General features: G+C 70.9%; 7 protein-coding genes. 5 read left to right on the forward strand and 2 right to left on the reverse strand.

Going from position 1 to position 15,152, the window contains the following annotated elements; translation table 11 throughout:
* The first annotated feature begins 39 nt into the window (after positions 1 to 39).
* The 4 genes from ACZ4UU_RS34710 (at position 40) to ACZ4UU_RS34725 (ending at position 4,041) form a co-directional block, all read left to right on the forward strand.
* A complete protein-coding gene (locus ACZ4UU_RS34710) occupies positions 40 to 672 on the forward strand; it encodes a DedA family protein (protein ID WP_471907540.1) in 633 nt (210 codons plus the stop codon).
* 104 nt (positions 673 to 776) lie between these two features.
* On the forward strand, positions 777 to 1,910 hold the full coding sequence (locus tag ACZ4UU_RS34715; RefSeq protein ID WP_471907365.1) for an effector-associated domain 2-containing protein: 1,134 nt from the start codon (positions 777 to 779) through the stop codon (positions 1,908 to 1,910).
* A gap of 61 nt (positions 1,911 to 1,971) precedes the next feature.
* Positions 1,972 to 2,151 (forward strand): hypothetical protein, encoded by a 180-nt coding sequence (locus ACZ4UU_RS34720; RefSeq protein WP_471907366.1) that lies wholly within the window; start codon positions 1,972 to 1,974, stop codon positions 2,149 to 2,151.
* A 27-nt stretch (positions 2,152 to 2,178) separates the two neighbouring features.
* Positions 2,179 to 4,041 carry an HEXXH motif domain-containing protein gene (locus ACZ4UU_RS34725; protein ID WP_471907367.1) on the forward strand — a complete coding sequence of 621 codons (1,863 nt, stop codon included), beginning with the start codon at positions 2,179 to 2,181 and terminating at the stop codon, positions 4,039 to 4,041.
* A 62-nt stretch (positions 4,042 to 4,103) separates the two neighbouring features.
* Here the strand turns inward: ACZ4UU_RS34725 and fxsT are convergent, their stop codons facing one another.
* Positions 4,104 to 7,991 carry an FxSxx-COOH system tetratricopeptide repeat protein gene (gene fxsT, locus ACZ4UU_RS34730; protein WP_471907368.1) on the reverse strand — a complete coding sequence of 1,296 codons (3,888 nt, stop codon included), beginning with the start codon at positions 7,989 to 7,991 and terminating at the stop codon, positions 4,104 to 4,106.
* Positions 7,992 to 8,122: 131 nt separating this feature from the next.
* Positions 8,123 to 9,580 carry a VMAP-C domain-containing protein gene (locus tag ACZ4UU_RS34735; protein ID WP_471907369.1) on the reverse strand — a complete coding sequence of 486 codons (1,458 nt, stop codon included), beginning with the start codon at positions 9,578 to 9,580 and terminating at the stop codon, positions 8,123 to 8,125.
* A gap of 325 nt (positions 9,581 to 9,905) precedes the next feature.
* Here ACZ4UU_RS34735 and ACZ4UU_RS34740 point away from each other — a divergent pair, with 325 nt between their 5' ends.
* Entirely contained in the window at positions 9,906 to 15,125 is a 5,220-nt protein-coding gene (locus ACZ4UU_RS34740) for a family 43 glycosylhydrolase (RefSeq protein WP_471907370.1), read from the forward strand.
* Positions 15,126 to 15,152 lie beyond the last annotated feature (27 nt).

Consider the following 15,152-nt stretch of genomic DNA (forward strand, 5'->3'; position numbering starts at 1 on the left):
GGGAGGGTGGCCGACGAGAGCGGTCGGGAGGTGAGGCCGGTGATCGCCGTCAACCCGATGGACAGCGACTCGGTGCTGGCGACCTTCGGGGCCCTCGGGGTCCTCGTGGTGATCTTCGCGGAGTCGGGTCTGCTCGTCGTCGGCTTCTTCCTGCCCGGGGACACCCTGCTCTTCCCGGCGGGCGTGCTGTGCGCGGCGAGCGCCGACCAGGCGCCCCGGTTGCAGCTGTGGCAGGTGCTGCTGTGCGCGGCGGTCGGTGCGGTGCTCGGGGCCCAGGTCGGCTTCCTGCTCGGACGGCACGGCGGGCGGGCCCTGCTGGCCCGCACCTCCAAACGCCGGGTCCGGGAGGCGGCGGCCCGGGCGGAGAAGCTGCTGGCCCGCTACGGCTACGGAAAGGCCCTGGTGATCGGCCGTTTCATCCCGATGGTGCGGACCGTCCTGCACCCGGCGGCCGGTGCCCTCGGCGTGCCCACCCGGACCTTCACCGTCTGGCAGATCGTCGGCGGCCTGCTCTGGTCGACGAGCCTGGTCATGGCCGGATACGCCCTCGGCACCACCGTCCCCGACGCCGACGACTTCCTGCTGCCGCTGGTCGCGGTCGTCGTCGTGCTCTCCCTGCTGCCCCTGATTCCCGTGCTGACCGAGGCACGCCGGTCCAGGCGCGGCCGCTGACGCCCGCTCCCCGCGACTGGTCCGGCGCCGGCCCGGGTATGCATGCAAGGTGCCCGAACTCGCCCGTACCGTCGTGCGGTTGCCCGCACCGGAGCGCTGACACCGTGGCCGCACCAGCCCAGGCACCCGGGCTAGAGCCCGGCCGGGTCGCCGAGATCGTCGTCGCCCGGGGCGACGCGGGACCCGGCCGCCGCGCGTCCGGGTATCTGGTGGGCGACCGCTGGGTCCTCACCGCGGGGCACGCCGTGTCCGCGACCGACGCCGACGCCGTCACCGTACGATTCAACGCCGACCTGCCGACCCAGTGGTCCGCCCCCGCACGCGTCCCGCTCCTCGCCGGGTCCGCGGACGTCGCCCTGCTGGAGATCACCGGCCCCACACCCCACGCGCCCGTCGCACCACCCCGGTACGGCCCGGTGCCCGACGGCGACCTGGTCCTGCGATGCAGCGCCATGGGATTCCCGCGCTTCAAGCTCCGGGACGGCTCGGCGCTACGGCACCCGCGGCCCGAGTCCGTGGGCGGCCGGTACCGCGACTCCTGCCATGCCACGGGGACCATCTCCGTCCTGTCCAACCGCAGGGAGGGCACGCTCGAGTTCGTCGTGGCGCCGCCCGATCCCGATCCGGACCCCGCTCGCTCGCCGTGGGAGGGCATGTCCGGCGCGGCGGTCTGGCACAGCGGCGCTCTCATCGGTCTCGTCCGGGCCCACCACCGCTCGGACGGGCCGGGGCGGCTCGCCGTGGCCCGCGTGGACCAGTGGTTCGACCTCCTGACGGACGAGGAGCTGGATCTGCTGCGGCGTGCCGGTGGGTTCCCCGCCGGACGGGACGCGCTGGCCCGGCAACCGGTCCCGCCGCCGTCCGGCGAGGTGCGTCTCGCGGGCCTGCCCGACACCGTCTCGCTGCGCGAGCTGGACGGCCTGGTGACAGCGCTCACCGCCCTGCCCGTCGTCCGGGACAGGACCCGCCTCGACCTCGTCCTGCAGAACGTCAATCCGGCGGTCGCGGCGAACAGCCCCCGCGACGCCACCCTCCGCGTCGACGTCTTCGGTATCGTGCGCACCTGCCTGCGCTACCCCGGCGCACTGGACGAACTGCTCGATTCCGTAAGGCTGTTGGAGGGCGAGACAACCGCGAGAGCGCGACTGGACCGGGAGGCCGCCGAACTGGCACGGCGTCAGGGCCTGGACGGCGGACCGGCCGCCGTGTCGCCCACCCCCACTGGGGCCGACGGCTGATACATGGGCCATGATGTGGGGGTCGTGAAAGCTAGCACTGCGAAGAAGGGGCCGGGCCGTCATGGATCAGCCGATGGCCGCCGTCGAGTCCGATCTGGTCGATCTCACGGGGGTATCAATTGAGATGCTGCGCAGCCTCGACGACTCGGTTGTCGCTCCTTCCCTGCCCGGCGTCCTTCTCAGGATCGACAATCCGCAGGCGAGTGCCGGCGGCGACTTCAACCCCTCCTACGACGACTGACTCCCCTCACAGCAAGGGACACCGCTGATGCCGGGTAGCAGTCCCGCCCTGCCGCGCCACCGCGTTCCGGCGGAAAGCCTCGTCGCGCTCGCCGAGGGGGACGGCGACGACGGCGTCGTGGACCTCCTGGTCTCCGCGGAACGCAGCCGCAGACTTCTGCTGCTGCGCGTACTGGACGAGATGACGTCGCAGGACACCCCGGGGCAGTCCGACGGCCCGCTCCCCCTGACCGAGGCATGGCAGCTCCTGGACCGCGCCCAGCGTGCCGCGCCCGCCGCGGTGGACACGGTCCTGATGTACCCGCAGACCGGGATGTGGCTGTCGTCGGCCCTGCGCCGGCTGCGGGGGACGGAGGAGGAGGCGACCCCCCTGTGGGTCGTCCTCGGTCATCTGTCGGCCGTCGCCGCCGCGGCGGGGGTGCGGGCGGGCCTTGACTTCACGATCGCGGTGCCGGTGCGGCACGGGTACGCGCTGCTGCCCACGCTGGGCGCCGCCGAGGTCACCGCCGACGCCCCCTGGACGACGGTGCGGGTGCGGTCGGCGGCGGGCGAGGCCTGGATCACGACCCCCGACGGGCGCGTCCAGGTGGCCCCGGACCCCGATCGCGGCCGCCCGGGATGGTGCCCGCTGCGCTGGCTCAGGGCGGGACGCGGGGACAGTGAACTCGCCTTGGCCCTGGATGACTTGGACCCCTATCGCACCTACCCCAGGCCGACCGTGCCGGAGCGGCTGCCCGACGAGCGGGCCGAACGCTGGCAGGAACTCCTGGAGCGCACCTGGACGCTGCTCCTGCGGGACGAACCGCAGACCGCGACGGCCATGCGCCGGGGACTGATGTCCTTCAGCCCGGTCGACGCCGGCGAGCGATTCCGGCCGCGCAGCGCTTCCACCGGGGACGCCTTCGGCGGCGTACTGGTCTCCGAACCGGACGACGCCGTGCAGTTGGCCGCCACGATGGTGCACGAGTTCCAGCACTCGAAGCTGAGCGGGCTGCTCCACCTGGCCCCTCTGTACCAGGTGGACACACCTCAGAGCGGCGAACGTTTGTACGCGCCCTGGCGTGACGATCCCCGGCCGCTGGGCGGACTGCTCCAGGGCATCTACGCGTTCACGGGCGTGACCCGCTTCTGGCGGACCCATCGCCACTCCGCGGTCGGCCGGGCCGCTGCGCTCGGGCACTTCGAGTTCGCGCTCTGGCGCACGCAGCTGTGGTCGGTGCTCGACTCCGCGGACGACCACTGGCGGCTGACCCCGCTGGGCCGCCGGTTCCTCGACATTCTGCGGGGCCGGTGCGCGGCCTGGCTCGACGACCCGGTACCCGAGGAACCGGGGCGGCTGGCCCACATGTGCGCTGTCAACCACCGGGCCCGTTGGCGGGCGTATCACCTGCGTCCGGACCAGGAGTGGGCGGAGGCGACGGCGCTGCGCTGGATCGACGGGGCGGACGGCCCGCGGCCGGCCGCGGAGACCGGCACCCGCCTGGCACCGGACCGCTCGGCGAACCGCTTGGACAGCCTCGCGACCCTGGTCAGGCACCGCCTGGAGGAAACCGCCGCGTGCGGTGGGCTGTTGAGCGCCGATCCGGCCGGGGCCGTGACTCATGTCAAGGGGGCGCTCGAAGGCGACGCGCTGCTCGCGGCCGGTGAGCCGGGCGCCGCGAGGCGGTCCTACGTGGCCCGGCTGGCGCAGGATTCTGACGACGCCGCGGCCTGGGCGGGTCTCGGCGGCGCGCTGACCGCCGAGGGTGTCGAGCGGGACGCGGCCCGGTTGCTGACCCGGTATCCCGAACGGGCGCGGACGGTGCAGCGGGCCGTGGTGGCGGGTTCCGGGCGGGCGGGTGACCCGGTGCGCCTGGCGGCCTGGCTCGGCGGGGACCGTCCGAAGACCTGAGGGCGGGGCCGCCCCGACCGTGCCCACGCTCAGAGCACGGTCGGGGCGGCTCGCGCACTCCTCTACAGAGGCATGGGATCGATCGCGCAGTTGGCACGTTCCCGGTTCTGCGCCTGCTGGGTGGCGGGGTGCGGGGCGGCGCTCGGGGAACGGAGCCGGGGCGCGTCCAGGACGGCCCTGAGCCGTTCCACGGTCCGCTCCAGCAGATCCTCGCCGGTGCCCTCCTCGTCGGCGCCCGTGGCGATCTGGTCCAGTGCCAGGTTTCCCGCGCACGCCAGCGTCGTCGGGTGGTCCGGGCCGAGGGCCGACCGGCAGCGTTCCCAGGTCGCCTCGCCGAGTCGGCGTGCCTCGGCCACCTCGCCCAGGGCGCTCAGGTCGCTGGCGAGGTTGATGGCGCAGGCGAGCGTCATGGGGTGCGCTTCCGACAGGCGTTCCGTCAGCTGGGACAGGGCGTTCCGGTCCAGTTCACGGGCCTCCTCCGGACGGCCGAGCAGCCTCAGGGTCACCGCCAGGTCCACGTCGGCGGCCAGGGCGTGCGGGTGGGTGGGGCTGAACAGCCGCCGGTAGCGTTCACAGGCCTTGGTCCCCAGGTCGAGGGCGGCGGCGAGGTCTCCGTTCTGGCGTTCCGAGATGGACAGGGCGAGTGCCGCGTCGAGGGAACGCGGATGGGTGTCGCCGTATCGCCGGGTCGACTCGGCGAAGGCCTCCCGGGCGAGTTCGAGTGCCGTCTCGTGGTCACCCTCCTTTCGGCATGCCTCACTGAGCTGCTTCGTCGACTGGACGGTCGCGGGGTTGGTGGCGCCGAACACCAGCCGGTTGGCGTCCAGGGCCGCCTGTTGCAGGGACCTGGCCCGGATGTAGTCCCCGGTCTCGCGGACGTCGATCGCCAGACCGCCCTGGGTGACCAGCGACTGCTGGTGGTCCGAGCCGAACAGCCGCACCTTCAGCGCGTGCGTGCGCTCGTCCAGTTCCAGGGCGCGCTGGAAGTCACCGGTCAGCCGGAGACTCACCGCGAGATTGTGGCCCGCGAAGAGCGTCTGCGGATCGTCCTCGCCGAAGAGCCGCAGGGCGCGTTGATAGACCTGGGTGTCCAGTTCCGCCCCGGCGGCGAACTCGCCGAGGGCCCGGTGGACCGCGGCCACGAGGTTCAGCGCCTCGATCGCGTCCTCACGGTCGTCCTCGCCGTCCGGCGGGGCGGTGGACTCGTAGATCTCCCGGAGCCGTTCCGACAGCACGCGTGCGTCCTCGTGGCGGCCCGTCCTGAGGTAGACGAAGCACAGCCACCAGGCCATCCGGCGGCTCGCCGTGTCCTCCGCGCCGAACCGCGCCTGCCAGGCCTGCCAGGCCTGCTCGCAGTAGTCGACAGCGCTCTGCAAGTCGCCCCAGAAGTAGAGGTACTTGCCGATGTTCATCACCAGTTCGCGCACCCACAACTGGTCGGAGGCGATCGCCTCCGAGGCGACGACGTGCCCGTAGAGCTCCGCGTAACGGGGCCAGTTGTCCGGCTGGGTGGGTTCCTTGGGATCCGCGGCCGCCATGAGGGTGTGGGCGCCGCTGCGCATGCGTTCCCTCTCGTCCAGCGACATACGGTTGATCAGGACGGCCTGCACCAGGCGGTGCATCTCGACGGAGTTCGTGCGGTGGTCGATGCGGGCGAGGGAGTACCGGTTGATCTCTCTGAGCGCCCGGGCCAGCCGAATCGGGTCGTTGAGCGCGTGGTCCAGTTCCGGGAAGATGCTGCCGCCGCCGAGCCCGGAGAAGATGGCGCGGGAGATGGGTCCCGGAGCGAAGTAGGAGCACAGCTGGAGCAGCCGGAGCGCCGCCACGCTGCGTGTCTCCAGGTGGTCCAGCGAGACGTTCCACGCAGCGGCGACCGGCACCTGGTAGTCCAGGGGCGGGGAGAGTTCGAGCAGTTCGGACCGCTTGGTCTCGAACAACCGCAGATACTCGGCCACGGGCATACCCGTCTCGGCGCGCCAGGCGGCCGCCTGCTCCAACGCCAGGGGCAGGTCGCCCAGAGCGTCCGCGAGCCGGTCGGCCTCGCTGTCGTCGATGGGCGCACCGCTGCGTCGCAGCAATTCCTTGCTTTCCTCCCGGGTGAAGACATCCACTTCGAGGGAACCGCCGACCAGACTCCACCGGCGGTTACGCGATGTCACCAAAATGGTGCCGCTGCCGCCCGTGGGGAAATAGTGCCGCACTCGTTCCGGGCTTTCCGCGTTGTCGAAGATGAGCAGCCATCGGGAATACGGCCGTCCTTCCCGTAGTGCCTCGCGGATGGCCGGGCCCGCGATGTTCGCCTCCGCGGAAGTGTTGATACCCAGCCGTTGCGCGAGTTCCACCAATGACTGCCCTATCTGGCCGGGCCGTTCGGCGGGAATCCACCACACGATGTCGTAGTCCGACTGATGCCGGTACGCGTACTCGATGGCGAGCTGCGACTTGCCGACACCTCCCATGCCGTGCAGGGCCTCCGGCAACACGGTTGTCGTGCCCTCCCGCAACCGGGCGTACAGCTGCTCCAGCAGGTGTTCACGGCCGGTGAAGTTGGGGTTGCGCGGTGGGATGTTGCCCCAGATCCGGGGGGTCGAGACGTTTCCCTCGTCTGCTGATTGCAGGCGTGAAACGGCCATGCCCGACTCTCCTCTCGGGAGTATTCCAGGCAGTTCCGGGCGGGGTGCCCGGACGGATGGCGAAGCAGTGTGTGCATCGTACTGGTCGAACGAGTTGAGCACGACCGCGAGCATTTCGGCGCGTTCCAGGAAGGGCCCGGACAACGCCTGGAGAGCGTGGAGTTCGACTCTGAGGAAAGGCAGGTTCTCCCGGGTGACCGTCGGAACGGCGGTGCTGTCCAAGGCCTCCGAGACAGGCGGAAGCAGCGGAACCCCGGTGGTATTCACGGAGTTGTGCACAATCCTGCGCACATCGCGCAGCACGCGAATGGTATCGGTGCGGCGGGCGAGCGCCAGGAGTTCCTCTCGGATTTCCGGGGCGAACTCGAAGGCGATGTCCGTGCGGTCGTGGCCGGCCCCGGGTACAGGGCGCAGTAGTCCGCTCAGCAGCAGCTCGGTCAGGTGGCCCGGTCCGGCGCCGGGTGTCTGGGCGATGAGCATGCGGACGACGGGCAGGATCAGGGGGGCGGCGGCGAGTTGCGTGGCGAGGGTGAACGCGGTGGGAGAGGCCGCGGCGCGCAGGTCCGACACGCAGTCACGGGCGGACATCACCGGGGGCCGCTCCGGCGGGTGCGCCCCGGCCGGGTCCGCGGCACCGGGGGCGGGGCCGGCCGGTATCAGTGCGGCCGACATCTCCAGCCGGTCCCCGCTTCCGGCGCGTACCAGCCTCGCCCAGGCGGCCATCGAGCGCTCGGTGAACTCGAGGACGGGCAACGGCACGACGTCGTCGCCGACTTCACCGTCGGTGTCGCCGATCTCCAGCGGAACCTCGCGCAGCCGCCAGTCGTAGGTGTCGTTCGTACTCCACGGCCGGGGTGCGCTCACCTGTAAGTGGTGGACGTGCAACCCGCTGCGGAACCACAGGGGTTGGGGCAGCAGATGGACGATCGCGGTCGGCCCTCGGCTCAGCCGGCGACGCAGGGAGAGCAGCACCGAGCCGGACCGCCAGCCCGCCGCGAGACCGTCGGTGACCACGAGCACCATCCGATGCCGGCCGGCCCCGGCGGCGGGCCACGACCGCACGCGGACGCGGGCAGCGTCGTCCCGGTCGGAGCCGAGCAGACGTACGGTGTCGACCCGGTCGAAAAGCCCGAGGCCGCGCAGTTCTTCGAACGCGGCGTCGAGGGTCTCCCGCCACACCCGCATGGTCGGGTGGGCGTCGATCACCACGAGGAGGTCGCCGGACGGGGGTGGGCCGTCGGGCGGGACGAGTGCCCGCAGGGCCCGCAAGGAGGTCTCCGTCGGGCTCGCCCGGCCCGCCCCGCTGTCAGCAGTCATCGGGGGTACTACGTCGAGCGGCCGACAGCCATCGGCGGGCACGCGGACATGCCGGACCGGCGCGCGGGAGAGACATCCACGCCCTCAGCCTCGCAGTGGGGCCATGTGGGCGCAAGAGGCCGCGGCAGGGCTCAGGAGGCCCGGTTGGGCGTGCGCAGTCCGGGCTGGTGGTCCGGATCGTCCAGGAGGATCGCCAGGTGCCGGCCCACATGGCCGTCCCAGCGGTCGGGGCCGAGCGCGAGGGCCTCGGTGCGCAGTCGCGCCACCCGGTCGGCCAGGCTGGCGAGTCCCCGGTCCTGCACGATCTCGCTGACGGCCTCCCGGAAGGCCGGGTCCGCGCAGTCCCGGCGATGCCAGATCATCAGGGGGACACCTGAGCGGAGCCCGGCGAGGAACTCGTAGCGGTCGGCCTCCCGGTTGCCGCCCGGTGGCGCGCTGAGGATCAGGCACACCGCGTGCTGGTCCTCCTTGAGTTCTCGTTCGAGGTGGAAGTAGTCGCTCGGGCCCTCGGCCGGATGGCTCCAGTACGAGTGGCTGTCGGCGGGCTGTTCGCTGAGCCGGCGCCACTTGTTGCGCCAGGGCCGATGCCAGGCGGTTCTGCGCAGGCGGTCGAGGCTGCGCAGAAACACCATGTAGTCCATCACCAGCGGGGTGGGCAGATCGGACGACGACTCCTTGTGCCACCACTCGACGGGTTCGTTCAGCAGCTCCCACGGCAGGATGAACTCCAGGACGACCGGCTGCGTCAGATCGGCCCATCTCTCCTCGGTCTCCTCGATCAGCCGCTCGACCTCGGCATGCAGTTCGTCGCGGTGCAGGTGCCGCGTCTCACCCTGCACGGGGTGCCAGCCGGCGCTGTCGGACTGGTGCCAGTGGGACAGGTAGTAGCGCTCGGAGTCGAGGCCGTCCGGCTCGAACTGGATGATCAGATAGGCAGGGACCAGCGAGGGATCCCAGTCCGCCGCCTCGCCGTCCAGTCCCCACTCGTACTGCCGCAGCCGGTGCCAGCGCCGCAGCAGCTCGGCCTCCGCCAGGCGGCCGTCCGCGGCGAGTTCCTCGGCCACCAGGGCCAGGAAGGCGAGGCTCGGGGGAATCTCGCCCTTCGCCGAGTTCTCGCCGGCCAGCCGGAGGAACACCCGCCAGCCGGAGTCGCACCACGACGGCAGCTCCTGGACGCGTGACCTGCTGGCGCGCCGGGCGAGGGCGGGCAGGCCGGGCGGGCCCAGGGACTCCAGGACGTGGCGCAGGCTGCGCAGGTCCACACCGCTGAAGAACGCCGACGCCTCCCATTCCTCCAGGAGCTGCAGCAGCGCGGTGACCGAGCTGGACTCCTGTTCCAGATAGCGCAACGCCCGGGCCAGACAAGGGAGCCCGTCGGAGAGATGGGCGCACCGCTCGACCAGGCCCACCAGCCACGGACGTAGGGACTCGCCCGTGAACGGCTCCAGGGACACGCCGAGTTCGTCGCACAGGTAGGTGGTCCACAGATGGCGGCTCCCGGGGAGCCGGAGCGTGGGGCTCATCTGGAGAACGTCGACGATCTCGGCCACCAGCTCGTTGCGGATGCGGGCCGGGCTGCGCTCCTCCACCACCCCGTTGCCCCCCGAAAGCCACAGTGGCGCACTCGACCGCCGGTTTCCCTGATCCCTGTCAGCGTAGAGCTGCGAAGCGGTGAACGGCAGACGACCGCATCGACGCCGTCGTGTGACGACGCGGCCGCGTGGCGACGACTTCGTGGGGCCGTGGGCCGACCGCGGGCCCTCCCTCCCCTTTGTTCGACCTGTCGGACATCGTTCGAAAACTCTTGACGCTGTGCCACACCCCGATTGACACTCTCGCAACACGACGTCACACAGCCGAAACGGCAGGGTGCCCATGGCCGAGGCCCCGCCATGCCTCAGCAGGGAAAACCACATGCCGTACATCGCACGCGCCCGTGACCGCGTGAGACGCCGGGCGGGCCGACTCGCCGGGCTGACCGCCGTGTCACTGTTGCTGGGGCTCGCCGCCCCCGCCCTTCCCGCACAGGCCGCCGACACGGCCGAAGCGACGGAGGTCACCGAAGGTCTCGCCCTCTGGTACAAGCTCGACGCCGCCTCCGGCAGCACGGTGACCGACGCCTCCGGCCACGGCCGGGACGCCACGGTGAACGGCACCGCCGACTGGTCGGGCACCGGCGAGGGGCTCGCCTTCAACGGTTCGGACACCTACCTCAAGGTGCCGAACGACGTGATGAAGGGCATGAACGCGATCACCGTCTCGCTGGACGTGCGGATCGACTCCGCGCAGAGCACGCCGTACTTCCTGTACGGCTTCGGCAACTCCAGCGGCGGCAGCGGCAACGGCTACCTCTTCACGACCGGCAACTCCCTGCGGACGTCCATCGCGAGCGGCAACTGGTCGACCGAGCAGACGACCAAGCCCGCCGACTCCCACAACCTCACCCGCGCGGTCTGGAAGCACCTCACCTACACGCAGACCGGCACCACGGGCGTGTTGTACGAGGACGGCGCCGAGGTCGGCCGCAACACCTCCGTCGGTATCACCCCGGGCTCGATCGGCTCCGGCACCACCACCGCCAACTACATAGGCAAGTCCGTCTACTCGGGCGACAAGCTGTTCAAGGGCCGCATCCGTGACTTCCGGGTCTACGACCGCGCGCTCGCGGCTTCCGAGGTCGAGCAGCTCGCCCTCCCGGTCGCCACCCAGGGCGTCGCCGACGACAAGGCCGCGCTGAGCCTCGGGGACACCAGTGGCGTCACGGCCGACCTCGACCTGCCGAGGACCGGCACGGCGGGCGGCTCCTCGATCAGCTGGGCCAGCGACGCGCCGTCCGTGGTGTCGGACACCGGCCAGGTGACCCGCCCGGCCGCCGGACAGCCCGACGGCCACGCCACGCTCACGGCCACCTTGAAGAAGGGCTCCGTGACCGGCACGAAGACCTTCGAGGTCACGGTGCTGCCCGACTTCGACGACCGGACCGCCGCCGAGCAGGCCGCCCAGGCCCTCACGGTGCACAACCTCGACGACGTCCGCGGCAACCTGACCCTCCCGACGACCGGCTCCTACGGCACCGATGTCACCTGGTCCTCCGCGAGGCCGGACGTCGTCTCCGCCGACGGCGTCGCCCACCGCCCCGCGCACGGCGACGGCGCCACCACGGTCGAGCTGACCGCCACCGTCACCAAGGGCGAGGCGAAGGCGACCCGCGCCTTCACCGCGAAGGTGCCCGAACTGCCGAAGCGGGAGGCCCTCAAGGGCTACATGTTCAGCTACTTCACCGGCGAGGGCACGGCCGACGGCGAGCAGCTCTACGCGGCCCTCAGCAAGGGCAACGACCCGCTGAAGTGGCGCGAGCTGAACGACGGCAAGCCCGTCCTGACCTCCACGCTGGGTGAGAAGGGCCTGCGCGACCCGTTCATCATCCGCTCCCCCGAGGGCGACAAGTTCTACCAGATCGCCACCGACCTCAGGATCTACGGCAACGGCGACTGGGACGCCTCCCAGCGCACCGGCAGCAAGTCCATCATGGTCTGGGAGTCCACCGACCTCGTCCACTGGACGAACCAGCGCCTCGTCAAGGTCTCCCCGGACAGCGCGGGCAACACCTGGGCGCCGGAGGCGTTCTACGACGCCCAGCGCGGTGAGTACGTCGTCTTCTGGGCGTCGAAGCTGTACGACAACGACGCGCACTCGGGCGACACGTACAACCGCATGATGTACGCGACGACCCGCGACTTCTACACCTTCAGCGAGCCCAAGGTGTGGATCGACCGCGGCTACTCCGTCATCGACTCCACGGTGATCGCGCACGACGGGACGTACTTCCGCCTCTCCAAGGACGAGCGGAACAACACCTCCTCCACGCCCAACAGCAAGTTCATCTTCGAGGAGAAGAGCGACTCCCTCCTGGACCTGTCCTGGGACGCCGTCGCCGAGGGCATCGGCAAGGGCGCGATGAACGCCGCCGAGGGGCCGCTGGTGTTCAAGTCGAACACCGAGGACAAGTGGTACGCGTTCCTCGACGAGTTCGGCGGCCGCGGCTACATCCCGTTCGAGACGACCGACCTCGCCTCCGGTACGTGGACCCCGTCCACCGGCTACGACCTCCCGGCCAAGCCCCGCCACGGCACGGTGCTGCCGGTGACGCAGGCCGAGTACGACCGGCTGCTGCGCGCCTACCAGCCCGACCAGTTGGTGACCGGCGTCGAGGACGTGACGGTGAAGACGCGGATCGGTGAGGCTCCGGTCCTCCCCGCCACCGTGATCGCCGAGTACGCCGACGGCGTCAAGCGTCCCGTCTCCGTGACCTGGGAAGACGTCCCCGCGTCGAAGTACGCGCAGGCCGGCGCCTTCACCGTGACCGGCGGCCTGCCCGACGGCACGGCGCTGCCGGTCCGGGCCGAGGTGACCGTCTCGGCGGAAGGCCCGGACGTCCCGGCCGACCTGCTGCTGCAGTACGACTTCGACGAGACGGGCGGCAACATCGCCCGTGACGCCTCCGGGCACGGCTACCACGGCACCTACGTCCGTACGCCAGACTTCGGGACGGGAGTCGACGGCGGTTCGTTCAAGATGTCCGGCGCCTCCGATTCGCCGTATGTGAAGATCCCGAACGGCGTGCTGAAGAACGCCGGCAGCGTCACCGTCTCGACGTACGCCAAGTGGAAGGGCGGCAGCAACTTCCAGTGGCTGTTCGGGCTCGGTCCCGACAGCGACAAGTACCTGTTCGCGACCCCGTCCAACGGCGGTTCCAGCCTCTACTCGGCGATCACCAAGGCGAGTTGGTCGGCGGAGTCGAAGCTGACGGCCGGCCGGCAGCTCACGCCCGGCGAGTGGCGGCACGTCACCGTCACCCTCGACGGCACGACCGGCACGATGGTCCTCTACGTGGACGGCATCGAAGCCGCGCGCACGACGACGACCATCAAGCCGTCCGAGCTGTACGACGCGAACAAGGACTACTCCGGCTACATCGGCCGGTCCCTGTACTCGGCGGACCCGTACTTCGGCGGTGAGGTCGACGACTTCCGCATCTACGACCGGGCCCTGACCGCCACCGAGGTCATGGAACTCAGCGGCAACACGGCGGGCATCGCCAGGGCCACGCACCCCGCCCTGAAGGTCGACGCGCTCATCGACAACGCCGGCGGCACGATCACGCTGCCGATGAAGGAGGGCACCGATCTCACCGCCCTCGCCCCGGAGTTCACCCTCGCCCACGGCGCGGCGATCAGCCCGGCTTCCGGCAGTGTGCAGGACTTCAGCAAGCCGGTGACGTACGAGGTGACCGGTTCGGACGGCAAGAAGCGCAGCTGGACGGTCTCGGCCCTCGTCATGAGGAGCCCGGTCCTGCCGGGTCTCAACGCCGACCCGAACATCGTGCGGTTCGGCGACACCTTCTACCTGTACCCGACCACCGACGGCTTCGAGGGCTGGAGCGGTACGCAGTTCAAGGCGTACTCGTCCACCGACCTGGTCCACTGGAAGGACCACGGCGTCATCCTCGACCTGGGTCCGGACGTCTCCTGGGCGGACAGCAGGGCGTGGGCGCCGACGATCGCCGAGAAGGACGGGAAGTACTACTTCTACTTCTGCGCCGACGCCAACATCGGCGTCGCGGTGTCCGACTCGCCGACGGGGCCGTTCAAGGACGCGCTGGGCAAGCCGCTGCTCAAGGCGGGCCAGTACAGCGGCCAGATGATCGACCCGGCCGTGTTCACCGACGACGACGGTCAGTCCTACCTCTACTGGGGCAACGGGCGCGCGTACGTGGCGCCCCTGAACGCCGACATGACCTCGATCGACACCTCGAAGGTCGAGGACATGACCCCGAGCGGCTACAACGAGGGCACCTTCGTCGTCAAGCGCAAGGGCACCTACTACTTCATGTGGTCGGAGAACGACACCCGGGACGAAAACTACCGCGTCGCCTACGCCACCGGCCCCTCCCCCACCGGCCCGTGGACCAAGCACGGCGTGATCCTGGAGAAGGACCTCTCGCTCGGCATCAAGGGGCCCGGCCACCACTCCGTCGTCCACGTCCCGAACACCGACGACTGGTACGTCGCCTACCACCGTTTCGCCATCCCCGGCGGCGACGGCACCCACCGCGAGACAACCCTCGACAAGCTGGAGTTCGACGCCGAGGGCCTGATCAAGAAGGTCGTGCCCACGCTCACCGGCATCGACCCGGTGACCGTCGTGCACGCCGGTGCGGACGCCGGCGGGAAGGAGGGCGACGCGATTCCGCTGAACGGCACCGTCTCCGGTGCGGGCGGCCCGAAGTGGACGGTCGAGGCCGGCGCGCCCTGCACGGTCACCGACCCCGGGGCCGCCCGGACCACGATCACCTGCACCGACAACGGCACGTACGACGTCACCCTGACCGGCGGCCGCAGCAGCGACACGGCCACCGTCGACGTCGCCAACGCGGCACCGGCGATCACCTCGGCCACCGGCCCGAAGTCGGCCGTGTCCGTCCGTCAACGCGCCACCGTCACCGCCGAGTTCGACGACGCGGGCACCCGGGACACCCACACCTGCGCGGTCGACTGGAAGGACGGCGCCGACCCGACCACCGGCACGGTCACCGGCACCACGTGCCGAGCCGAGCACACGTACACCACGCCCGGCATCCACCGCCCGGTGGTCACGGTCACCGACGACGACGGCGCCTCGGACCGCACCACGCTCCCCGAGCTGGTCGTCTACGACCGCGGCGCGGGCCCCGCAGTCGGCGTCGGCGTGATCACCTCCCCGGCCGGCTCCTACCCGGCCAAGCCCGCTCTGACCGGCAAGGCGGCCTTCTCCTTCGCCGTCGGGTACGGCAAGGGAGCCACCGTCCCCACGGGCAAGGCCACCTTCGACTTCGGGCCGGCCAGGCTGAAGTTCCGCTCCACCGGCTCCGACTGGCTGGTGATCACCGGCTCCCGCGCGGTCTACCAGGGCTCCGGGACCGTCAACGGCAGCGGCGGCTACGGCTTCCGGATCACCGCGACTGACGCCCCGGACACCTTCCGTATCAGGATCTGGAAGAAGTCCACCGGTGACGTCGTCCACGACAACCTCACCGGCGCGAGAACGACGGGCATCGTCAAGATCGGCGGCGACCCTGGAGGCCGTGCGGGCTGACCACCGGTGGGAGCGCCTCAGCGCCGC

The organism is Streptomyces sp. NPDC028907 (assembly GCF_055564995.1).

Excerpts from the sequence above, each read along its gene's own strand:
- fxsT (WP_471907368.1), bottom strand. The coding sequence starts at position 7,991 with ATGACTGCTGACAGCGGGGCGGGCCGGGCGAGCCCGACGGAGACCTCC.
- ACZ4UU_RS34720 (WP_471907366.1), top strand. The coding sequence starts at position 1,972 with ATGGATCAGCCGATGGCCGCCGTCGAGTCCGATCTGGTCGATCTCACG.
- ACZ4UU_RS34725 (WP_471907367.1), top strand. The coding sequence starts at position 2,179 with ATGCCGGGTAGCAGTCCCGCCCTGCCGCGCCACCGCGTTCCGGCGGAA.
- ACZ4UU_RS34740 (WP_471907370.1), top strand. The coding sequence starts at position 9,906 with ATGCCGTACATCGCACGCGCCCGTGACCGCGTGAGACGCCGGGCGGGC.